Origin of the sequence: Arsenicibacter rosenii, assembly GCF_001870735.1 — a bacterium.
Classification (GTDB): domain Bacteria; phylum Bacteroidota; class Bacteroidia; order Cytophagales; family Spirosomataceae; genus Arsenicibacter; species Arsenicibacter rosenii.
Genome location: NZ_MORL01000003.1, coordinates 192,700 through 215,689, shown reverse-complemented (window position 1 = coordinate 215,689; position 22,990 = coordinate 192,700). Strand labels below are relative to the sequence as shown.

Genomic DNA, 22,990 nt, shown 5'->3' with positions numbered 1-22,990 from the left:
AAGCCACCTTCATCTTGAAAGGTGGCTTTTTTGATGCGGCTAGGCTAATATACTAAAAAGTATTATTTCAGCGCAGCAACACCCGGTAATTCTTTACCTTCCATGTATTCGAGCAACGCTCCGCCACCGGTTGATACGTAGCTGACGCGGTCACCATAACCAGCCTGGTTAATCGCAGACGCAGAGTCGCCGCCACCGATCAGGGAGAAGGCCCCGTTTTTTTCAGTCGCTTCTACAACCGCTTCAGCAATGGCGTTCGTGCCTTTGGCAAAGTTTTCGAACTCAAATACACCCATCGGACCGTTCCAGAGGATAGTCTTTGAGTTTTTCACTACTTCGGCAAATTGCTTGATCGATTCCGGACCAATGTCAAGACCTTCCCAGCCGTCAGGAATTTCGCCCGCAGCGGCAATCTGACGGTTCGCGTCGTTTGAGAACGCATCGGCGCAGAGGTTGTCGACCGGGAAAATAATGTTAACGCCTTTCTCTTTTGCTTTTTTCAGGATCTCAAGGGCCAGTTCCTGCTTGTCGGCTTCGAGCAATGATTTGCCGATGCTGCCACCCTGCGCTTTCACGAACGTGTAGGTCATACCACCGCCGATGATCAGGTTGTCAACTTTATCGAGTAAGCGTTCGATGATCAGGATTTTGTCAGAAATCTTTGCACCACCCATAATGGCGGTAAACGGTTTCTCTGCTTTTTCCAGGATCTTATCGGCATTTTCGATTTCAGCCAGCATCACATAGCCACACACACGGTCTTCAAAGAACTGACCGATAACAGCTGTTGAGGCATGGGCGCGGTGGGCGGTGCCGAAGGCATCGTTTACCCATACATCACCCAGTTTCGACAGTTTTTCGGCAAATTCAACATTGCCTTTTTCTTCTTCCTTGTAAAAACGCAGGTTTTCCAGCAACAGGATTTCGCCTGGTTGCAGCGCGGCAGCCTGATCAATGGCCGACTGACCAATGCAGTCATCGGCAAATTTAACCTCACGACCGAATGTTTCAGACAGTGTCGGCACCAGGTGCTTCAGAGAGTATTTCTCTTCCGGACCTCCTTTCGGACGGCCAAGGTGTGACATCAGAATGGCCGAGCCACCGTCGTTCAGGATTTTAGTGATTGTCGGAATCGTCGCTTTGATACGCGTATCATCCGTGATCGTAAAGTTGCTGTCGAGCGGTACGTTAAAGTCCACGCGGACTAAGGCTTTTTTACCGGCGAAGTTGTACGAATCAACCGTTTTCATTGTTTGTAAGTAGGTCGTTTGATTTCGGGGCGAACTTACTGAATTTGTCGCTACCAGCCGGTTATTTTCTTATTTTTGTTGGTAGCTAACCGGAGAAGACCATGATTGTGCCGTTACACATACCTCACGTTGAGCAATTTACAGATGACGAATTGGCCTCTTTCTGTACCGCCAACCCCGGGCTGCATATCGAGCGCGATGAGCACGGCATGCTCTTTATTGATATGTCACCTACCTACTTGTTAACCAGTTCGAATAACAGCGAGCTAAACGGAGAATTAATTATTTGGAACCGGCGCATAAAAGCCGGTAAAGTCATCGATTCAAACGGTGGTTTTTTCCTGCCCGACCGGTCGATGCGCGCCCCTGATGTCGCCTGGATTAAACGTGATCGCTGGGATGCGCTGAGCACCGGCGTTAAAAAATCCATCCCGTATCTGGTCCCTGATTTTGTGCTGGAACTGGCATCGGACACAGATAACCTGAATCAACTGCACGACAAGATGGGTATCTGGCTGAAAAACGGCGTGCGGCTTGGCTGGCTCGTCTCACCCCGTGATGGAAAAACATTTATTTACAAGCCTGACGCACCTGTCGTCACGAAGCTGTTTACGGAAACGCTAACCGGTGATGATGTGTTGATTGGCTTTGAAACCATATTAGCAGACATTCTTGAGCTTTAGGTATTCCGGCTCTTCAGCACTTCCTTTGCCGCGCGGATGCCCTGATAAAATGCTTCCTCAAAAATAGACATACCACTCAGATCGGAATGAGCAAAAAAGAGCTGACCGGCTATGGGTTGCGCGGCCTGCTGCCGGGCCTGTCCGGTGATAAATCCCCGCTGTGGTGCAATCATTCCGTGCCCCCAAATCCAGACCTGAATGTCGCTCACATAGGCTGTTACGCCCGGATGTCCCTGCTCCAGCTCAGCCAGAATCATCTGTTTCCAGTCGGCATACGGCGTCTGATACGCTTTCCGGCGGGCAAGGTCCGGTGCCTCATTCGTGAGCGGCCAATACAGCGTGATAACCTGTTGCTCGCTCTGCGGTTGCAGCGACTGATGTTGTGCCACCACATAACCTACCGAATCTGAACCGTAAATTACATTGTCCCAGCACAAAGGCATGCCACGCTCCTGCGGGAGCGCGGTAACGGTCAGGTTGGCCACCAGCCATGGGGCATACTGAAAATCCGCAGTTAGTGCCTGACGGTCAGGTGCAACAGGATTGATCAGTCGTTGGGTAATAAACTGCGGAGTTGCCAGAATCACCTGCCTGGCGCTGAAAAAAGCCGGTTGCTGCGTTTGGGCAGAAAACGCCTTGATATAGACTCGGTCGGTGTCGCGCCGGATGGAGTGTGCCAGCCAGCCTGTCAGGATCGGGCTTCTGGCTTGCCGGCGCAGATGGGCGGCCAGAAAGGCATTGCCTTCCGGCCAGGTCAGTACCGATGACGCTGATGCATTGGCGGCTTTGCCTTTGCGGGAGGCAAAGTAGTGCAGGCCTGCCCAGGCTGAGGTATTGGCCAGATTGGTGCCATAATCGTCTTTGCAGGCGTAGGCGAGGTACCAGCGCAGGCAGGGGGAGGTAAAGCCATGTTGGGCCAGATACTCCTCAAACGAAAGAGTGTCCAGTTTTTGCCACTCCGGATCCGTCGAAGATGCCGCGACAGGAATCGCAAACACATCGCGGCCATCGGCTCCGGTTGCGGCTTTGAGTTTGTCGGTCAGGGCCACAAACCGGCTGATTTGCGCCTGTTCGTCGGCGGGCACACCCATGGCCGGTAATAAGCCTTCCTGCCAATGCCCTTTAATCAGCAACCGCTCTTCCGGATCGTGGCAGAGGTGATAATCGTTATAGACGGGTAACCCTTCCGGCGAAAAGCCGGTAATGACGTCTGCTTGCTGTAAAAAGTCCAGTAACTCGCGGTTACGGACATCCGGTATGGGCAGGTAGTGGGCGCCCAGCGGATAGGGCGACACCGGATTTTCACCCGACTGCGCATTACCGCCTGTCTCTTCTTCCAGCTCGATCAGCAGAACATTCCGGACGCCCTGTTGTTCCAGCCAGCGGCGGGCCGATAACCCTGCTATGCCACCGCCGACGATCAGGATGTCGGCCTCGTGAGCCGGCTCTACCGACGGAACGGTAAACGGGGTATCCGGAAGCGCCCAGCGTCCGTGAGTAGCATCCCGCAACAGGTGGCCCAGCCGGTGGTTAGGGCCTGCCAGCTGACCGGTAATATGGCTGGTATCGCCGGTGGCTGCACACCCGTCCAGCGCTAGCGAACCTGAAAGCAGGGCCGCTGTTCCCACAACAGTTTGTTCCAGAAACTGTCGTCGGGAGGTTCGGGTCGTATCGTCAGAGTGAGGCATACCGGTGTCCGGATTAGTTGGCGTAAGGTGCCCATTCTTCCTCAAAGTACTGAACGAGCGCCTGATTATTAAGTTTATTTACCTCAGTCGGGACTTCGGCCATGTCGGTCGGAAAGTGGAGCATATCCCGCAATGTCTGCTGGTTCAGATAACGCAGATTTGGCGGTAGCCAGCCGTTTAAACGCCAGTGCTTATTCCGTAGTGCCAGCACATAGCCCCATTCCCCGAAGGAGGGCACATACAGGTGGTAAGGAATTGTCTGAAAACCAACAGCCTGAAGCGTATGGTTGATACACCAGTACGATTTTGGGGCAACAAACGGCGAGGTCGATTGTACGACTACCACCCCCGCAGGACGTAGCAGATGATCCAGTTCCTGATAGAACGTTGTCGTATAAAGCTTACCGATAGAATAGTTGGACGGGTCCGGGAAGTCAATGATAATGACGTCGTACCGGGTTGTGTCGGTACGGACCCACGTAAAGGCATCGGCGTTGATGACCTGCACTTTCGGCGATAACAGCGAATTCCGGTTTAGCTGCCGGAGACGGGAGTTTTGCCGGAACAACCGGGTCATGCCCGGATCAAGATCGACCAGCCGGATACTGGTCAGGGACGGGTATTTGAGCAGTTCCCGCACGGCCAGTCCATCGCCACCGCCTAACACCAGTACCTTTTCCGGCGATTGGGCGCCTTGCATAACCGGATGCACGAGTGCTTCATGGTAGCGGTATTCATCGGCCGAGCTGAATTGCAGGTTGCCGTTCAGGTACAGCCGCATGTCGCGGTGATTCTGGGTCAGGACGATGCGCTGGTAAGGGGTACTTTTCGCGTAAATTACCCGATCCTGAAACGATTGTCCTTCGGCAAAGGACATGATGCGGTCAGCAAAAACAAAACCGGTTGTCAGCATCAGTGCTGTGGCCACGATACCAGCCAGCAGCGAGGGGCGGAACGGGCGTGTTTCCGGAAACTGGTACAACAAAATGGCTGCGATACCTACGTTGAGGAAACCAAAAAAAACGGAGGTCCGGATCAGGCCCAGGTAAGGCACCAGTACGAGCGGGAATATGAGCGACGCCAGCAACGCCCCGATGTAGTCGAAGGTAAAGACCTGCGAAACCAGCTCTTTAAAGGCAATCCGGTTTTCCAGAATCCGCATCAGCAGCGGAATTTCCAGCCCAACCAGGATGCCGGTCAGGCTGACAAAGGTGTAGAGCAACAACCGGAACGAAGCCGCAAATTCAAACAGTATAAACAGGGTAGGCGCACTGAGGCCGCCGATGATGCCAACCATGAGCTCAATGCGGATAAACCATTTGAGCAGGTTACCCTCCAGAAATTTAGAGAGCCACGATCCGATGCCCATCGAAAACAGATAGACACCGATAATGGTCGAAAACTGCATGACGGAATCGCCGAGCAGATAACTGGCCAGCGTACCCGCTACCAGCTCGTAGATGAGGCCACAGGTAGCAATGATGAAAACGGAAATCAGCAACAGCAACGGCCGGTGATTGGTCGATCCGGAATCAGCCATGTATGGCGGAGCTAATGATGATCGCTACGGCCAGCATAAAACCGGCTGCCATGATGGCCAGGGCTACGTTTTGTTCATCAACAATTTTTTTCCAGAGGTTTTCGGGGGCTAGCTTCTCAATCACAACAAAGGCAACAACCAGAATGAGAATGCCCAGCAGGGAATACACGATTGAGGCCGTAATGTACTTGATATTCAGGTATTCTTCCATGTGTAAGGAGGGTTATTTGTGGTGAAATGAACTTCGTCCGCCATAGTAATGCCGGCTACGGCCGGCGTAATGATGGCTGCCGGCCTGCCCGTGATCTTCGACCGTCTCTTTATCATCACCGATGAGCCGTGTGCCGGTGAAGTCCGCCCAAATGAACAGACCCAGCAGCAGCCCGGCACCGATGGCATAAAATTTTACGGTCTTCAGTTGTGTAAAAATAGTCTGTAAAAACATCCTCGTAAGGGTTACGATTCCTCAATATCTGAATAATCGCTGTTACTCCAGCGACTGTAATCGAACCAACGTTGTCTGGCATACTGAAATAACGGGTAGACCAGTAACAGTCCGGCAATGAGAAACAGATTGGCGATTGGTGTTTTCTGCCGGACAGCAACGTGAATCTTTACCGGATCCAGGCTACCGGAGTACGGATAGATATTCAGGTGGTAGCGTCCGGATGGCATGCCGGATAAATACGCATCGTCTTTCCGGTCGCCTTCAGACCAGTGTTCACCGCCATCCACACCGTAATAATATTCGAGTGCTTTCGTGAAGGTGTAGGCTTTGCCGGATTCTTCATGAACAACACTCACCGGTAGTTCAAGCCATTGGTTATCAAGGGGTGAACTGAATGTGAACTCCAGCAGGGTAGGGCCGGTAACGGTAAAGGCAGGGGAAATAAACGGCTTAAAGCTGTTGGCTTCCGAATGCGCGCTGGTATCCCGATCCGCCGTGAACCCATCTTCATAGACCGCTTTATTCCAGCCGAACAGGCTGAAAAATACCTGCAGTATAAACAGTGCCAGCAGGGCATAAAGCGTCACCTGCTTCAGCGACGGCCAGCTTTGTTCAACGGGCGATGGCTGGCTGGCACCAATGCCGTGAGGCGTTGGAAGCTGGTCGTTGTTAAGCCCGAAGGCGGCGGCGATGTCAGCTGGCTGGATGTATTCGCCGGTGTACCAATCCGATTGACTGCCCAGTTGCTCGTGCGTCAGGCTGAAGGGCGGGTGGATGTATTCCGATACTTCCATGTCCTTGTCTGCCAGGATGTTCCAGTCAAACTCGCCGACGGCATACAGCGTTTCCGGGCGGTAGCGATGAAACAGGCGGTATTGCCGGTCGGGGGTGTCGACATAGCGGGCTTTCCCTTTGCCAGCAAATTCGTCGTATTGGCCTTTGTCGGGCATAATCAGGGTCCAGTGCCCGTTGTACTCGGCAAGCATGCTGTGATTACCATCGCGGTCGAGCAAGACATATTCGCCCCAGCTGTCGGGTGCTTCCTGCTCTTTGCGGTAGAGATAGCCGACAACGCGCACCCACGTCTGCCGGAGGAAGCCTTCCTGCCCGATCCTGAGCAAAGGTAACGAAGGTGTCTGGCCGAAAAGGTGCAACTTAACCGGGGGACCTTCCTGCTCATAGTCAAAAAACTGATGGCAGTGGGGACAGCCATAATAGTAACTGTCTATCCGATCATAGTAAACAACATCTTTCTGACAGTTCGGGCAAATGAGCGTTTCGGCTGTCTGACCGGCAGGTGTAGTGTCGGGTTGGCTCATAACAGGTTATCGGCTGACTTCTTGAACATGTACAGCGGTGGCGTTAAAAAAGGCCAGCGTTTCGGCATAGATCCGGCGCACTTTCCCGGAATTATCATGCTGAAAGTTAGACAAAAAAACATCAAAAGTAGCTAACCCATGCTCCGGCCAGGTATGGATGGAGAGGTGCGACTCTGTCAGCCCGATAACTGCCGTAAAGCTTTGATTAGGAAAGGTATGGTATACTTCGCCGACTTTGCACAGCTTGAGCTCGTCAATAAGCTGATTGAAAAAAGCCTGGCAGCCGCTCACATCAGTGAGCTGTTCGGCAGCCGTCGAAAAGGTAGCCAGTATGTGCAGGCCCGGGTCGTAGGATTTCATGATACAAGTATACGATAAACCGACTTCCGGTCAGTTACCGTCTGTATGAGTGGTTATTCCGGGCCAACAAAAAGCCCCCGGCCATGTTGACTGGCCGGGGGCTGCATATGGTTGGTAAACGCGGTCTTAGAGAGTACGTTTAACCTCTTTGATTTCGAATGCTTCGATTTGGTCACCGATTTCGATGTCGTTGAAATTCTTAACGCTCAGACCACATTCGTAACCCTGACGAACTTCACCCACATCATCCTTAAAGCGTTTCAGCGCGCTGATCTCGCCGGTATGGATAACGATGAAGTCACGGATAACCCGAACTTTGTTGTTCCGTTTGATGGTACCTTCGGTAACCATACAGCCGGCAACTGTACCGATCTTACTGATTTTGAATACCTCACGAACATCGATGTTACCAGTGATAACCTCTTCTGTTGTTGGTGCCAACAAGCCTTCCATCGCGTCGCGGATCTCGTTGATCGCGTCGTAGATGATGGAGTACAGACGGATTTCGATTTGTTCCTGCTCGGCAAGACGACGGGCGTTTACCGACGGACGAACCTGGAAGCCGACGATGATCGCATCGGAGGCCGATGCCAGCAGTACGTCTGATTCCGAAATCTGACCAACTGCCTTTTGCAGGATGTTGACCTGTACTTCGCCGGTCGACAGCTGAAGCAGTGAATCGGAAAGGGCTTCTACTGAACCGTCCACGTCACCTTTCACAATGATGTTCAGTTCTTTGAAGCTGCCGATCGCCTTACGACGGCCAATCTCTTCCAGCGTGATATGCTTCCGGGTACGCAGCGACTGCTCACGCAGCAATTGTTCCCGTTTGTTAGCAATTTCACGGGCTTCACGCTCCGTTTCCATTACATTGAACTTATCACCGGCCTGCGGTGCTCCCGGAAGACCCAGAATCTGAACCGGTGTCGACGGACCAGCTTCTTTAATCCGGCCACCAATGTCATCGGTCATGGCACGGATACGTCCGTAATGTGCTCCTACGAGCATGATATCACCCTGACGCAGGGTACCGTTTTCGATCAGTACCGTTGAAACATATCCACGACCTTTGTCAAGCGATGCTTCAATGACAGTACCAACGGCTTTCCGGTTTGGATTTGCTTTCAGTTCCAGTAATTCTGCTTCGAGCAATACTTTCTCAAGCAGATCGTCGATACCAAGACCTGACTTCGATGAAATTTCCTGTGCCTGGTATTTACCACCCCAGTCTTCCACGAGCATGTTCATGTTAGCGAGCTCTTCGCGGATTTTTTCAGTGTTGGCACCAGGTTTATCGACTTTCGAGAAGGCGAATACAATCGGTACACCGGCTACCTGCGCGTGGTTGATGGCTTCACGCGTTTGTGGCATGATGCTGTCGTCAGCGGCAATTACGATGATAACCACGTCGGTTACTTTCGCACCACGGGCACGCATCGCGGTAAAGGCTTCGTGACCCGGTGTGTCGAGGAATGTTACCATCCGGCCGTCTTTGGTCTTCACGCTATAAGCACCAATGTGTTGTGTGATCCCACCGGCTTCACCCGCGGCTACTTTCGCACGGCGGATGTAGTCAAGCAAGGAAGTTTTACCGTGGTCAACGTGACCCATGATCGTAACGATCGGTGCCCGTGGCTCAAGGGTTTCAGGCGCGTCAGCTTCTTCAACGATACCTGATTCAACTTCTTCTTCTGCTGTTACGAACTGTACGTCGTAGCCAAATTCATCGGCAATAACGGTGATGGCTTCTGCATCGAGACGCTGGTTGATCGAAACGAACATACCCAGGCTCATACAGGTTCCGATTACTTCGTTTACCGAAACATCCATCAGGGAGGCAAGGTCGTTTGCGGAAACGAACTCGGTTACCTTCAGGATTTTTGATTCCTGCTGATCCAGTTCAGCCTGTTCGCGAACTCTGTCAGCGCGTTCGCGGCGACGGTCACGGCGGCGGTCTGCACCACGGTTTGGCTGGTTACCGGCCATCCGTGCGCGTGTTTCCTGGATTGACTTTTTAACGTCTGCATCCGTTGGTGCTTCACGGCGGTCGCGTTTGTTACGGTCATTGCGGTTATTACCACCCTGAGCCGGTTTTTTATTGGCGCCGCTGCCACCTCCGCCTGTATTAGCCGGGGCCGTTCCGCCTGTACCGGCGTTCTGGTTCGGGCGGTTATCGTTCCGGTCATTACGCGGACCCTGATTTTGCCGGTCATTACGCGGTCCGCCCTGTTGCTGGCCGGCTCCTTGCGGGCGATCCTGCTGATTACGGTTACCACCACCATGTTCCGGCCGCTGGCCCTGGCCTTGTCCCTGCGGGCGTTGTCCCTGACCCTGTCCCTGCGGACGCTGGCCCTGGCCTTGTCCGTGTGGACGCTGACCCTGGCCCTGACCTTGTCCGTGCGGACGTTGGCCCTGACCCTGACCCTGTCCGGCGTTTGGCTGACCCTGAGCAGGGTTTACCGGTACGCCTTCTTTTCCACGAATCCGTTTCCGTTTCTTCTTCTTGTCCCGATCGTTATTCGACGAACGTGTTGGTTCAACCGGCAGCTCGATTTTGCCCAGAATCTTCAGGCCGCCTAATTGGTGGCGACCCTCCGCGCGGATCGTTTCCGGCTCAATATCTGAACCGTGATCAGTTCCGTGAGCAGCAGGCGTTTCCGGTTCCGGCGTACGTTGTGGCTCACTCGGACGGGCAGCGTTACGCTGTTCGGATTGAGGAGCGGGTGTTTGGTTTTGCTGGCGACTCTGAGAACGCTGCTCTGGTTGAGTCTGCTCAGCTTTTGGTAATACAGCTTCGATTGGCTTCGTAGGTTCCGCTTGTTTATTCTCGTTGGATTTGTCAGCAACAACTGGTGCGGACACCCCGGCTGGTTTCGGTTCCACTGGTTTGGGAGTTTCCACTGGCTTTGAGGGTTCTGGCTGTACAGCTTTTTCGGCCACGACAGGGGCAACCGGCTCCGGCTTAGGGGCTGGTGCAGGCTGTGGTTTCTCCTGAACAGGTACTGTTGGCTGAGCCACTTTTACCTCCGGTTTAGGTTCAGCCGGCTGTGGTTTTGGTGGTTCAGGTTGTTGTTGAACAGGTGCTTTCGCTTCAACCGGAGGTGCAGGTGGTGCAACTGGTTGAACGGGAGCAGGGGTTGCTTCCTGTACGGGAGCCTTGACCGGTTCCGGTGCCGGAGCAACTGGTTTATGTTCGGCCGGCGGGGTCGCGGGTTTAGCCGGAGCTGCCTGAGCAGGTGTTCCGGAGCTAATCGCTGACGAGCCGGGTTTTGCATTCAAATCAATTTTACCCAATACTTTGAGCCCTGGTAATACAGAGCCGCTTGCCGCTTCCGGCTTTACTTCAGCGGGTGCGGGTTTAGATTCACTTGCTGGTTGTGGTGTGGAGTTTACCGGACGACCGGCATCATCCCGACGATATAAAATAACGTCTTCCTGCTTACGGGTTGGTTCGGCCACCGTCTCGGCGGTCTTGCGGTTGCCTTGCTGTAACTCCGTAGATTTAAACTCTTTCGCTAAGTAATCAAGCTGTTCGGCGTTGATCTTAGCGTTGGGGTTACTTTCGACTTTAAAACCTTTGGCAGAAAGACGACTCACCACCGTGGACAGTCCCACGTTGAGAATTTTTGCCACCTGGTTTAGCCGCATTGATTTATCTTCTGCCATACGTTCCTTTTCTATTCAATAATCTAATGGGCAAAGTTAATGGTTGTTTGTATCCTTAGAACAACGGTTATGCTAAGAAAAATCCCTGGCTTTTATATTTTGCGTAAAGCACAGCGCACAGCTATGAATGAAACAGCTGTTTCGGGTGTTTCATTCATAGCTATGCGCCTTACACACAGACTATTCGAATTCGTGACGTAAAATATCAAGAATTTCTTCGATTGTGTCTTCCTCAAGGTCAGAACGACGCACAAGCTCTTCCTTACTCAAGGCCAGCACACTCTTTGCCGTATCGAGCCCGACACGACGAAGCTCGTCGATGATCCACTCGTCGATCTCATCCGAGAACTCGTTCAGATCAACGTCTTCATCGTCTTCCGGCCCTTCATTTTCCCGGAATACATCCAGTTCCAGATCAACCAGACGACCCGCCAGCTTGATATTCTGCCCGCCCTTACCGATCGCCAGTGATACCTGATCCGGTTTCAGAAAAACAGCCACGCGGCGGTTATCGCGGTCAATATTCATGGTGCTGATTTTGGCAGGGCTCAGCGCCCGGCTGATCAGCAGCTCAAGGTTGTCGGTGTAGTTGATAACATCAATATTCTCGTTACCCAGTTCCCGGACAATACTATGAATCCGTGAACCTTTCATCCCTACACAGGCACCCACCGGATCAATCCGGTCGTCGTAAGACTCAACGGCTACTTTAGCCCGCTCACCCGGCTCACGCACGATTTTGCGGATAGAGATCAGTCCGTCGTAGATTTCCGGAATTTCCGTTTCAAATAAACGTTCCAAAAAGACTGGTGATGTACGCGACAGAATGATTTTCGGTGTCCCGTTGTTCATTTCTGCCCGGTGTATTACCGCTTTTACAGTCTCCCCTTTCCGGTAACGATCTTTTGGGATCTGTTCCGTCCGCGGTAGACTCAGTTCATTATTTTCTCCGTCGACAAGAATGATTTCATGCTTCAGCAGCTGATAAACCTCCGCTGTGATCAGATCACCAACCTGGTCTTTGTATTTCTGATACAATAACTCTTTTTCCAGATCTTTGATTTTCTGGATCAGTGTCTGACGGGCTGTCTGTACTACCCGGCGCCCGAAATCTTCCAGTTTTACTTCCTCTGCAACCTGTTCGCCTACTTCAAAATCGTCCTGAATTTTGCGGGCTTCCGCCAGAGGAATTTTATCATAATCCCAAATATCTTCTGAGTTATCATCGACGATTTCGCGGGTACGCCACATTTCAAGGTCACCACTTTCGGCGTTGATGATTACGTCAAAGTTTTCGTCAGTCCCGTACTTCTTGCGGATCATGGTCCGGAAGACTTCTTCCAGGATCGCAATCATGGTGGGCCGGTCGATATTTTTCGACCGGGCAAAATCAGCAAATGATTCTATCAGTGCTCCACTGGTCATAAACTTGAATAAGTCTACGGTTTACGGATCAATGTCATGACCCAAAGTACTTCTTCCGGTCGGGACATCGGTCAATAAACTATTTAAAGGAAATTTCTACCTGTGCTTTTTGTATCTGTTCGAATTGAATAAAGGTTGGCCCTTCTGGTTGAGCAATCTCAGCGTCGTCTGCTTTCTTTTTACCCCTGGCTTTTTTCGCAGGAACAACGTCCAATACAATGTGATTGTCGGTCAGGTCAGTCAGTTTGCCGGGTAAAACACGGCCGTCTGCCAGGGTGACCTGTAACTGACGACCAATATTTTTGCGGAACTGCCATGGTTGTGTTAACGGAAAGTCAACACCCGGCGATGAAACTTCAAGGGTAAATGCACGACCGTCGAAAAGATCTGTTTCGTCTAACTGATTACCCAACTGGCGACTGACGCTGGCACACTGATCAATGGTGATGCCTGTGTCGCTGTCGAGCAGAATCGTTACCTTTAAACGGCCTCCCTGCTTACCCGCTACCTGAATGTCAACAATGTGAACTGCAGAACCATTCGTTGCATCGACAGGCAAGTAAGGCTGAATGAGTTCTGCTAATTTTTCCTTTGTATCCATTCCTTTACTGTAACAAAAAAGGGAGTTGAACTCCCTTTGCCGAACACCTCAATACTAAATAAACGGTGCAAATATAGCAGATTCTAAATGAAATAGCAAATAGAAGCCCCCTTGAGATAGCGGCTAACACGTCGGTAAAGCGCAGAATCTGGGCCTGAACATAAAAAACGGCCTGATTTATGTGGTAAGCCGTCCGGTGTCTGCTATTTTTGAGTCTTTATAGGTTGTCAATACACGTACATGCCAACGTTTTTTTCGGTTAAAGCGCTTATCCGGTCTTTCTTCCGGTCCGTTTTCTGGTCGGTCAATACAGGGTTGGCTGTATATACACTGGTTGTTTATTATCTCCTTTACCGGCTGCCGGTCGAACATTGGTCGGCCAGTATGCTGATGCTGAGTTTACCCGTTACCTGGGTCTTTCATCTGCTGTTTATAGGCGGGTGGGCGGTTAACCGTTCTGCGAAAATTGTGCTTTCTCTGCTGATTATGCTGGCCGGTTTCTGGTTGTGGCCCCGTACGCTGGCGCTGCACTGGGGGAAGCAGAAAACAACAGAAGGGGCAAAGCCATTGTCGGTTTTCAGCTACAACGTGATGGGATTTAATGTCTCAGACCGCGATAAAAGAGATACTGCCAAAATCCGTGCGATGACCGACTGGGTTATCGGGCTTGATGCCGATGTAAAGTGCTTTCAGGAGTTTCAGAGTCATGAAAACCGGCCGCCTCTCAATATGGTAGAGCGTTTCCGGCAGGCGGGGTACCGGTATCAGATCCTGATGAATCCCGGGCACTACGACTATCCGGGCACAGCCCTGTTTTCGCGTTATCCGATCCTGGACTCCGGCCGGGAGGCGTTTGGCCGGGAAATGAATGGCCTGGTCTGGGCCGATCTCAATGTGGGCCGGAAGCGTATCCGCGTGATTTGCATCCATTTACAATCGATGGGTATCCGCGTCGGCCGTGTCATCCGGCAGGATGAAATGGCCGGTGTCCGGCATGAAACCAAAGGCATTCTCGGCGCCCTTAAATCCGGGTTTATTGACCGGCGGGAGCAACTGGCAATCGTTGAGAAATACATCAGCGAGAGCCCTTATCCGGTCATTGTAACCGGTGACTTCAATGAAACGCCCTACAGTGTAGTCTATACCCTGATGCGGCAACGGCTTTCCAACGCGTTTGAAGAGGCAGGACATGGGTTTGGTTTTACCCTCAACCGGTCTCCCCGCTACATCCGGATCGACAATCAGTTTTTTGCGCCGGGTATCGAGGTACTGGATTTCCAGACACTGCGGTCTATTCCGTACTCGGATCATTATCCGATCATGGGTAGTTACGCCGTGCCTCAGGATTGAGCACCTTCGGGGAAGTTGAGAATTTCCCCGAAGGATGACTGAAAAGGCCTATGGATGGGCATTCACCCAGACTTCGCCGTCGGTCAGTACTTCTTTTTTCCAGATCGGTACTGTTTGCTTGATGGTATCGATGATATACCGGCAGGCATCAAATGAGTCTGCGCGGTGAGGCGTTGCCACCCCGATCAGCACGGCTGTTTCCCCCACCCGTAGCACCCCTGTCCGGTGAATGATGACATACCGTAAGATGTTCCAGCGCTGGCAGGCCTGATCGGCGATTTTCTGCATTTCGCTGATCGCCATCCGGCCATAGGCTTCATATTCGAGCCGGTCAACGGCACGGTCGGCTGTATTGTCACGGACAACACCCAGAAAAAAGTTAATGGCACCGGCCTGATCAGATTGTAAATATTTTTGTGCTGAGCCCATGTCGATGGGGTCAGAAGTTAAGGCAACCATATTGTCAAAAAGAGGATAGGCAATTGAGTGTTAACCTCCGCTTACAGGAGGGATGATGGCAATTTCGTCATTTGCTGCCAACCGGGTAGCTGGTTCTGCATATTCGCCGTTTACGGCAACCAGCAATGAGCTGATGCCGGCCATGGGCGGGTATTCCTGCTTTAAATAATCCAGTAAATCCGAGACGGTAGCGTTGCCGGACAGCGCACAGGGGACAACGGATTTTCCGGCTATGTCACGGGTAATGCCAAAAAGTAATACGTTCAATGATTGATTCATAGTCAAAGAAAAGCAGGATTTACCAGCAAATCAATGTAAAAACAGGAGAACGCGGCCCCTGGTTCTGTCTGAGGCCATGTTCTCCTGCAAAATAAACGGAAATCAGATGCTAACAAGCTGTCCGGCGTTTTTTTGTCGGGCAAAAGCTTATTTCGACTCGTCCAGCTTCTTTTCGGCTTTTTTCAGGCCTTTTTTTGTTTTCTTCAGGGCCTTATCAGTTCCCTTTTTGACATCAGCCTTTACTTCACGACTTTCTTCCTTGATATCCTGACCAGCCTCGCGGGTTTCGCGCTTGATTTTATTGCCGGCGGCGTTTGCCGTACGTTTAGCCTGACGGCCGGTTTCTTTGGCTGATTCTTTAACGTCCTGGGCGGTGGCCAGCGACAGGGTAGCCACAACCAGGGCAACCATGCATACGATCTTTTTCATTGGAGTTGAGTAATTAAATGCATCACCTTAACCCTGCACCGCTACGATTGTTTATTAAAATGATTTCTCAGGGAATCGTTAATTTGCCCGCTCAAACCAATTTTCAACGTTATATGCAGTTTGCTAAGTATTGTTTTGGCCTGTTGGTGGCAGGAGTATTCGTGATGGGTTGTAATAAGGACAAAGCAGATCCTGATCTGGCGGCTGTAGTAGAGGGAAATTATCAGGTGTATGCCTATCGCCTGGGACAGGATTCGGTCAATCTGCCGACGCCGCCTTCATCAACGGTCGTTTCCGGTACCTCAACGTTTGTGGTAAACAGCTCACTTTCGTTTAAAAAATCGACGAACACGCAGTCGTCCATCAATTTTGTGTTTTCAGCCGCAAAGCAGCAGAATATCAACGGCGCTCAGTTTACTACATCGACCAGCCGTAATCAGACCGGAACGGTTGATCTGGTGAGTAACCCGGGCGGCTCTGTAGTGATTTCATCAGGCGGGCAGCAGCTCGGCGCAGGCGATAGCCAGACCGTGCGCCTGACGCTGGAAACATCCAACGGGACACTAAGGGTGTACGCGAAGCGGTAAAAAAGTAAAATGGATAATGGAACAGGTACCATGAAAAGGAAACTAGTAGCTCTGCCTGGAAAAGCCGGGCTACGTCCTTTTTTATCGTACATTAGTCATTATCCATTTTACATTAGCCATTCAAGCCGTGGTTTACTTATCGCCTCCGCCAGCTTTGCCGGGTTGTTGTTTGCCGGCTTGCAGGGCAGGGGCGTTTTTGACGTATTTGTCGAGCCAGCCATTCATTTCATGCAGCATGTGCATGAGTGATTCCTGAGCGGCATAGCCGTGGCTTTCGTAAGGGAGGAAAACCAGTTTGGTGGTAGCACCGAAACCTTTCAGGGCGTTATAATAGCGTTCCGACTGGATCGGGAAAGTACCGGTGTTGTTGTCGGCTTCGCCGTGGATCAGTAACAGCGGGGTTTTCATTTTGTCCGCATTCATAAACGGCGACATGCGGTTGTATACGTCCGGTGCCTGCCAGTAGGTACGCTGTTCATTCTGAAATCCGAACGGGGTCAGGGTACGGTTGTAGGCGCCTGAACGGGCAATACCGGCACGGAACAGGTTTGAGTGGGTTAACAGGTTGGCTGTCATGAAGGCGCCGTATGAGTGACCGCCTACACCGACTTTGGTCGGATCAACAACGCCCAGCCGGACCCCTTCGTCAATGGCGGCTTTAGCACTGGCAACCAGCTGCTCTACATAGGTATCATTTGGTTCTTTGTCGCCTTCGCCGATAATCGGGATGCTGGCGTTGTCAAGAACAGCATAGCCCATAGTGGCAAAAATAGCGGCACCGGATACGGCAATGCGGTTGAAACGGTAAGGAGATCCCGACACTTGTCCGGCAGCATCCTTGCTCTTAAACTCGGCCGGATAAGCCCACATGAATGTCGGCAGCGGACCATCTTCTTTCTTGTAGCCGGCCGGCAGATACAACGTTGCTGTCAGGTCAACGCCATCCGAGCGTTTGTAGCGGAGCTGCTGTTTCTGAATACCTTTCAGCTGCGGATACGGGTGCGGGAAAGCGGTTATCTGTGTCAGCACCGGTTGCTTTTTGGCCGGTTTCAGGTTCCGGATAAAGTAATTCGGGTTTTCTTCGGGGGTTTCGCGGGTGGTCAGAATCAGCCCTTTAGCAGCATCAAGTACCGTAACCGGCTGTTCAAATACGGTAGCATCGGCTCCCGCACCGCCTGAGCGCCACAACTGACGGGTTTGTTTGGTGTTCAGATTCAGAACGCTTACAAACGGACGATCTCCTTCCGGTGATGACCCCACGCTGTTGACCATCATAATCTCATTGTTGGGCAGGATGTTCAGTACCTCGCGGCCAAACTGATTCCGGCGGGTATCGGGCTGACCCGGGTTACCGTAGCGGTCTTCCGAAGAACGGTCGAACAGCACCGTTGACTCACCGGTTTTCGGGTTGTAGATTTTCGTCAGTGATTTCCGCGTTTGCCGCCAGCGCTCATGCACAAAGGCGACGGTTTCGGTGCCCCAGTCAAAACCGCCGAAGCGATACGTTGAGGCATAAATTTCTTTCGGGGTAGCAAAAGGAGCTTCCAGCTGGTAAACACGGTCGCGGATATCGGCTTTTTGTTTAGGATCGCCGTTGTCCTGAGCTACGGTGTAATAGACGGCTGCCGGTACATCTGGACGCCATTCGAAGTTGCGTGGGCCGGTAGGGGCTCCGTCGCTGGCCCAGGCAATGTTTTCCTGCAACGGCGCATCGTTCAGCGTTTTCACCAGGGCTCCCTTTGCATCGAAAATAGCTGTCCGTACCGGAAAACTGTTGACCGGCACCAGATAGGAGAAGGGTTTGTGAATCGTCTCCAGCATCACATAGCTGCCGTCCGGCGAAGGTTCGGCGCTGGCAATCAGACCCGGTTCGCCCAGTTTCTGAACGCTGCCATCGAGTCCTAACCGCATTGCCTGAGCCGTGGCATAATAGGCAAACTGCTGTTCATCGGAAGGGTTTTTCAATAAATCCTGATAAGTGGCCGCCTGGGCTTTTTTGCCCAGGTTTTCCTGGACGGTCGGTCCTGACGGTACACGACTGACCGCCGGAGCGGCACCGCGCTCGGCCGGAATGGCTTTCACGATCAGCGTTTTACTGTCTGACAGCCACCGGTAAGGTGTCCCTAACACCGCGTTGAGGGCCAGATCAGATAGCTTACGGGCCGAAGCGGTTGCTACATCAATTACGTACAACTCAATCCGGCTGTCGGTTGAATTGGTAAAGGCAATTTTGGTCTCATCGGGTGACCACTGCACATAGCTGATCTGGGCCGGCGACGGAAGCCCGCTGATGGCCTTCTCGGCACCCGCCGGAATCGGCTTTAGTTTCAGGTTGGTCAGATAGGTAGCACGGCTCGGGCCATTGTTGGCCGGATTCATCCGCAGACCCGCCAGACGAAGCTCAGGCTGAGACAGTTCGGCAATGGTCGGGTTTGCCGCCCGGTCCATAATCAGCAGATAATCTCCTTTCGACGAAATGGCTACGCCAGGGGTTGGTACGGCTGTAACAAGGTCAGCCAGTGCTTTCGGGGGCGTTTTGTAGCCGGATGCATCCTGTGCCTGAAGAGGAAGGTTGGCCAGCACGCCCAGACCGAACAACAAGAGCGGATGTCCGATGCGGCTGCGTTTGCCGATTTGTGATGAAGAACACATAAAACGCTTGGGTTAAGTTTACCTATCCAAAATTATTAACGACTTATCGTTTATTTATCAAAATATAAAATTAATCGTAAAAAAATGCGTTGAAGCAGGCAATAGAGCCAAAGGATAAAGGTTTACGGCTTTTTTCGGGTTGGTTTTCGTTACTTTGTCAGTATCAATCAATCTTCGTCAATGCGTACTTTTGTTTTTATTGTTGTGCTTGCAGGGCTGGCGGCGTGTGACCCTCAAACGAATCCGGTCGACGGGGCTCAGTTTGTAACTGAACCTAAGGCCATTGCCATTACACCGGGTCAGATCGATGAAGCCTCGGGGATGGTTGCTTCCCGGAGTATGCCCGGAAACCTATGGGTACAACAAGACAGTGGAAACCCCGCTGATATTGCCTTGCTGGGCGAAGATGGAACCGTGAAGGGAAAAATGCCGCTGCCGTCGCCGGTTGATAACCGCGATTGGGAGGATATGGGTATCGGACCCGGCCCTCAGGATGGCACAAACTATATCTATCTGGCAGATACCGGCGATAATAACCTGCAATACCCGTTTTATCTTATCTACCGTTTTCCGGAACCCAAAAGCCTGACCGAACCGGTTACGAAAGCCGAACGGATGTTTTTTAACTATCCCGACGGATCACACGATGCAGAGGCGCTCATCGTTGACCCGAAAACCAAGGATATCTGGATCATTACCAAACGGGAGCAGAAGGTGCGCTTATACCGTTTCCCGTATCCGCAGAATATCAACGCGGTAACGACCGTGCAGGACTATGGCGAACTGCCCTTTTCGGTTGTGACGGGGGCCGCCATTTCCTCAGACGGCAATGAGATTCTGGTGCGTACGTATACCAATATCTATTACTGGAAACGGCAGAACAACGAGATAATCGCCGAGACACTGCAGCGCCGTGAAGGCCGGTCGGTGCCTTACCGCTTCGAGCCGCAGGGTGAGGCCGTCTGTTTCGATAAAGACAATAAAGGCTATTTTACGTTGAGTGAGCGGAACAATGCGTCGTCTGTTTCGTTGTATTACTACGCGAAAAAGTAAGGCGCAGGGATGTGGGCTTGCCGACTAAAATGCCCGTTCCGGCCTGCTGTGCGCCATCGTTCACGTAACCTGCATGAAATCTGCTGTTATTATCGGAGCCGGTATTGCCGGTATTGCGGCCTCCATCCGGCTGGCTGCCAAAGGATATACCGTTGATGTTTTTGAAGCCAATGCGTATCCGGGCGGTAAACTGTCGACGTTCGATCTGCCAAACCCGGCCGGAGAGAACTACCGGTTTGATGCCGGTCCATCGCTCTTTACGCTGCCTGAGCTGGTAAACGACCTGTTCCGGCTGGCCGGCGAAAACCCTGCTGACTGGTTCAGGTATATCCGTTTGCCCGAAATCTGCCGCTATTTCTGGGATGACGGTACCCGCCTCACTGCCTGGGGAGATACCAACGCTTTTGCTGAGGAGGTGGAACGCAAACTGGGCGAACCGGCTGCACATATCCGCAACTTTCTGGCCGACAGTGCGTTTAAATACGGCATCACAGAAAGCCTGTTTCTCCAGGATTCGTTACACAAAGCCGGTACCTGGCTCAACCGGCGGGCCTTGAATGGCTACCTGAACCTGCCGAAGCTCGGCCTTTTCGGAACCATGAACGGCGCAAACCAACGGACGTTTTCCCATCCGAAGCTGGTGCAGCTGTTTAACCGGTATGCCACCTACAACGGCTCCGATCCTTATCAGACACCGGCCCTGCTCAATATCATTCCTCATCTGGAATACAACATCGGCGCGTATTTTCCGGAAAAAGGCATGGTCGATATTACCAATGCCCTGACCGCTTTGGCCCGCCGCCTGCAGGTAAGGTTTCATTTCGGGACCCCGGTTGACCGGATTGTGGTACAAAACGGCAAAGCGGCCGGAGTAGAGGTGAGGGGTGAGGTCAAACGCTGTGATGTGGTTGTGTCGAACATGGATGTGACGCCGACATACCGGAAACTGCTGCCCGATCAGCCTGCACCCGAGCGGACACTGAAACAGCCCCGGTCTTCGTCGGGCCTGATCTTTTACTGGGGCATCCGCCGGACGTTTCCGGAACTGGATATGCATAATATTTTTTTCTCGAACGACTACCGGACCGAATTCGATTACCTGTTCAGACGGCGCGACCGGATATACGAAGACCCGACCATTTACCTTAACATTACCAGCAAAAACAAACCGGATGATGCACCGGCAGGTTGCGAAAACTGGTTTATCCTGCTGAATGCACCGGCCAATGAAGGGCAGGACTGGGATACCATCATTGCCGAAACCCGGCAGCAGGTTATCCGGAAACTAAGTCATAACCTGGGCGTCGATGTCGGGTCACTGATCGAATGCGAGGCAATTCTTGACCCGCGGACCATCGAAGCCCGCACATCGTCGGCACAGGGGGCTCTCTACGGTACAGCGTCGAATAACCGGTTTGCGGCCTTCCTGCGGCATCCTAACTTTTCGTCCGGTATCCGGAACCTCTATTTTGTGGGTGGCAGTGTGCACCCCGGCGGCGGGATTCCGCTATGCCTGCTGTCGGCTAAAATCGCGGCGCAGTGGGCATAAAGACGGCTATATTGCTATCTTTACCGCATGGATTCATCGTCGTTGATTATTGGTCTGAGTCTGGCTGTACTGATTTCCTACGCGTTTGACTTTCTGAGTAGCCGCTTCAAAACACCGTCGGTGGTGCTTCTGCTGGGTCTTGGCATGACCATCCGGCAGATTACGGCCTATTTTGATGTTCAGATTCCGTACGTAACGCCAACACTTTCTACATTAGGTACTATCGGGTTGATTATGATCGTTCTGGAGGGCGGTCTGGATCTGGAGCTACGTCCCGAAAAGTATGGCCTGTTACGACGAACGGCGCTGATGGCGCTGGTATCAATTGTGCTGACAACCTTGCTGATTGCCGGTACATTGTTTCTGCTACTCGAAGAATCCTTTTACCGGTGTCTGGTCAATGCCATTCCGTTTTCGGTAATCAGCAGTGCCGTGGCCATTCCCAGTGTCAGGAACCTGTCCTACGGGCAACGGGAGTTTGTGACCTACGAAACGGCCTTTTCCGACATCATCGGGATCATGCTGTTTAATTTTCTGTTACTGGCCCAGTCGTCGGTTCTGGGGGCAACGTTTACCTTTGTCCGTGATACGATCCTGATGGCGCTGATCTCCCTGATCTGCTGTTTCGGATTATTATACCTCATCGGCCGCATCAACCATCAGGTAAAGTTTCTGCCCATTATTTCGGTGCTGATTCTGGTCTATGCCGTTGCAGAAAGCTATCACCTGTCGTCGCTGTTATTGATTCTGGTATTCGGGCTGTTTCTGAATAATACCGAACTGTTTATCCGCGGGCGGCTGGATAAAATCCTGAAAAACGACCTGTTTGAGAAAGAACTGGAACAGCTCAAAAACCTGACTGCCGAGGGGTCCTTTGTGGTCCGTACGTTTTTCTTCCTGCTTTTTGGCTATGCCGCCAACCTGCCTGATCTGATCGACCCCGATACGCTGATTGTCAGCCTGATTTTTATTGTAATTATTCTGGCCGTCCGGTTGTTGTCCCTGCGCCTGACGTTTACCGGCCCGCTAACGCCTCTGTTCTGGATTGCGCCCAGAGGGTTGATCACGATTTTGTTATACCTGAGCATTCCGGACAGCATCAAACTGACCGGCTTCCGGGAAGGTATCCTGATGATGGTTGTTATTTTCTCTGCCCTGGTGATGATGGGCGGGGTCATCGGGTATAAAGGCCGGCAAGACAGTCAGTAAGGTTTCGCAGCCCGCAAATAGTGTATAAAGGCAAACCAGCGCCTCTGCTGCCGGTAGCGGAGATTATGATCGTGCGCAAAGGCCTCGCGTTCGAAGCTGATATTCCGGTAGGCCCGATAATGGTTTTTATACTGAATCCGCCGGATCAGGTATTCAGCAAAATACCATATATAAAAGATAATCAGCCCCAGTTCGAGCTGCTGACGTAGATGAATGCGTTCGTGATTGATCAGACAGGGGTCGGTTACTGCCTCTTTTACCAGCACAAACGGCCAGAGTGCCATCCCGTCGACCCATAAAAAGGAAACCCGTATTACCATCGGTTTGGTAACACTTCTTTACCGCTCCTGATTCCCGTTAAACAGCCAAAAAATGAGCTGACTACCTTTGTCTTTTGTCTGTTCTGAAATATTGTTAAATCGCTGGATAAAGCTATATTATTT

General features: G+C 52.0%; 21 protein-coding genes. 6 read left to right on the top strand and 15 right to left on the bottom strand.

Annotated features, from left to right (window positions below; all coding sequences use genetic code 11):
- Window positions 1-62: 62 nt before the first annotated feature.
- On the bottom strand, window positions 63-1,250 hold the full coding sequence (locus BLX24_RS07575; protein WP_071502512.1) for a phosphoglycerate kinase: 1,188 nt from the start codon (window positions 1,248-1,250) through the stop codon (window positions 63-65).
- Between the two features lie 152 nt (window positions 1,251-1,402).
- Between BLX24_RS07575 and BLX24_RS07570 the strand changes: the two genes are divergently transcribed.
- The gene (locus BLX24_RS07570; protein WP_229201732.1) at window positions 1,403-1,933 is read left to right on the top strand and encodes a Uma2 family endonuclease; all 531 of its coding nucleotides are present in this window, start codon (window positions 1,403-1,405) and stop codon (window positions 1,931-1,933) included.
- Here BLX24_RS07570 and BLX24_RS07565 read toward each other — a convergent pair.
- The 9 genes from BLX24_RS07565 to rimP form a co-directional block, all read right to left on the bottom strand.
- Complete coding sequence (locus BLX24_RS07565; protein ID WP_071502510.1) at window positions 1,930-3,621, bottom strand: NAD(P)-binding protein; 1,692 nt, start codon at window positions 3,619-3,621, stop codon at window positions 1,930-1,932. The genes BLX24_RS07570 and BLX24_RS07565 overlap by 4 nt on opposite strands.
- 13 nt (window positions 3,622-3,634) lie before the next feature.
- Window positions 3,635-5,161, bottom strand: coding sequence for a polyamine aminopropyltransferase (locus tag BLX24_RS07560; protein WP_071502509.1), 1,527 nt, complete (start codon window positions 5,159-5,161; stop codon window positions 3,635-3,637).
- Window positions 5,154-5,372, bottom strand: a complete 219-nt coding sequence (locus BLX24_RS07555; protein ID WP_071502508.1) for a DUF350 domain-containing protein — start codon at window positions 5,370-5,372, stop codon at window positions 5,154-5,156. The genes BLX24_RS07560 and BLX24_RS07555 overlap by 8 nt, the downstream gene beginning before the upstream one ends.
- Window positions 5,373-5,384: 12 nt before the next feature.
- Complete coding sequence (locus BLX24_RS07550) at window positions 5,385-5,606, bottom strand: hypothetical protein (RefSeq protein ID WP_071502507.1); 222 nt, start codon at window positions 5,604-5,606, stop codon at window positions 5,385-5,387.
- Window positions 5,607-5,617: 11 nt separating this feature from the next.
- On the bottom strand, window positions 5,618-6,928 hold the full coding sequence (locus BLX24_RS07545) for a DUF4178 domain-containing protein (protein WP_071502506.1): 1,311 nt from the start codon (window positions 6,926-6,928) through the stop codon (window positions 5,618-5,620).
- Window positions 6,929-6,934: 6 nt separating this feature from the next.
- Entirely contained in the window at window positions 6,935-7,288 is a 354-nt protein-coding gene (locus BLX24_RS07540; protein ID WP_071502505.1) for an S-adenosylmethionine decarboxylase family protein, read from the bottom strand.
- A 126-nt stretch (window positions 7,289-7,414) separates the two neighbouring features.
- Window positions 7,415-10,954, bottom strand: coding sequence for a translation initiation factor IF-2 (gene infB / locus BLX24_RS07535; protein WP_071502504.1), 3,540 nt, complete (start codon window positions 10,952-10,954; stop codon window positions 7,415-7,417).
- A gap of 180 nt (window positions 10,955-11,134) precedes the next feature.
- Window positions 11,135-12,379 (bottom strand): transcription termination factor NusA, encoded by a 1,245-nt coding sequence (gene nusA / locus BLX24_RS07530; RefSeq protein WP_071502503.1) that lies wholly within the window; start codon window positions 12,377-12,379, stop codon window positions 11,135-11,137.
- A gap of 79 nt (window positions 12,380-12,458) precedes the next feature.
- Window positions 12,459-12,980 carry a ribosome maturation factor RimP gene (gene rimP, locus BLX24_RS07525; protein WP_071502502.1) on the bottom strand — a complete coding sequence of 174 codons (522 nt, stop codon included), beginning with the start codon at window positions 12,978-12,980 and terminating at the stop codon, window positions 12,459-12,461.
- Between the two features lie 240 nt (window positions 12,981-13,220).
- Here rimP and BLX24_RS07520 point away from each other — a divergent pair, with 240 nt between their 5' ends.
- The gene (locus BLX24_RS07520) at window positions 13,221-14,330 is read left to right on the top strand and encodes an endonuclease/exonuclease/phosphatase family protein (protein ID WP_071502501.1); all 1,110 of its coding nucleotides are present in this window, start codon (window positions 13,221-13,223) and stop codon (window positions 14,328-14,330) included.
- A 48-nt stretch (window positions 14,331-14,378) separates the two neighbouring features.
- On the opposite strand, the gene BLX24_RS07515 is transcribed toward BLX24_RS07520, so the two are convergent.
- The 3 genes from BLX24_RS07515 to BLX24_RS07505 form a co-directional block, all read right to left on the bottom strand.
- Window positions 14,379-14,789: a molybdenum cofactor biosynthesis protein MoaE gene (locus BLX24_RS07515; RefSeq protein WP_071502500.1), complete on the bottom strand. Its 411-nt coding sequence runs from the start codon at window positions 14,787-14,789 to the stop codon at window positions 14,379-14,381.
- Between the two features lie 30 nt (window positions 14,790-14,819).
- A complete protein-coding gene (locus BLX24_RS07510) occupies window positions 14,820-15,068 on the bottom strand; it encodes a MoaD/ThiS family protein (RefSeq protein ID WP_071502499.1) in 249 nt (82 codons plus the stop codon).
- A 147-nt stretch (window positions 15,069-15,215) separates the two neighbouring features.
- Entirely contained in the window at window positions 15,216-15,497 is a 282-nt protein-coding gene (locus BLX24_RS07505; protein WP_071502498.1) for a hypothetical protein, read from the bottom strand.
- Between the two features lie 113 nt (window positions 15,498-15,610).
- Between BLX24_RS07505 and BLX24_RS07500 the strand changes: the two genes are divergently transcribed.
- Window positions 15,611-16,084: a hypothetical protein gene (locus BLX24_RS07500; protein WP_071502497.1), complete on the top strand. Its 474-nt coding sequence runs from the start codon at window positions 15,611-15,613 to the stop codon at window positions 16,082-16,084.
- A gap of 132 nt (window positions 16,085-16,216) precedes the next feature.
- Here BLX24_RS07500 and BLX24_RS07495 read toward each other — a convergent pair whose 3' ends face one another.
- Window positions 16,217-18,736 carry a S9 family peptidase gene (locus BLX24_RS07495; RefSeq protein WP_071502496.1) on the bottom strand — a complete coding sequence of 840 codons (2,520 nt, stop codon included), beginning with the start codon at window positions 18,734-18,736 and terminating at the stop codon, window positions 16,217-16,219.
- A gap of 180 nt (window positions 18,737-18,916) precedes the next feature.
- Between BLX24_RS07495 and BLX24_RS07490 the strand changes: the two genes are divergently transcribed.
- The 3 genes from BLX24_RS07490 (at window position 18,917) to BLX24_RS07480 (ending at window position 22,547) form a co-directional block, all read left to right on the top strand.
- A complete protein-coding gene (locus BLX24_RS07490) occupies window positions 18,917-19,789 on the top strand; it encodes a YjiK family protein (RefSeq protein WP_071502495.1) in 873 nt (290 codons plus the stop codon).
- A 73-nt stretch (window positions 19,790-19,862) separates the two neighbouring features.
- On the top strand, window positions 19,863-21,338 hold the full coding sequence (gene crtD, locus BLX24_RS07485) for a 1-hydroxycarotenoid 3,4-desaturase CrtD (protein WP_071502494.1): 1,476 nt from the start codon (window positions 19,863-19,865) through the stop codon (window positions 21,336-21,338).
- 27 nt (window positions 21,339-21,365) lie between these two features.
- Window positions 21,366-22,547 (top strand): cation:proton antiporter domain-containing protein, encoded by a 1,182-nt coding sequence (locus BLX24_RS07480; protein ID WP_071502493.1) that lies wholly within the window; start codon window positions 21,366-21,368, stop codon window positions 22,545-22,547.
- Here BLX24_RS07480 and BLX24_RS07475 read toward each other — a convergent pair.
- Window positions 22,541-22,867, bottom strand: a complete 327-nt coding sequence (locus BLX24_RS07475) for a hypothetical protein (RefSeq protein WP_071502492.1) — start codon at window positions 22,865-22,867, stop codon at window positions 22,541-22,543. The genes BLX24_RS07480 and BLX24_RS07475 overlap by 7 nt on opposite strands.
- Window positions 22,868-22,990: the final 123 nt, after the last annotated feature.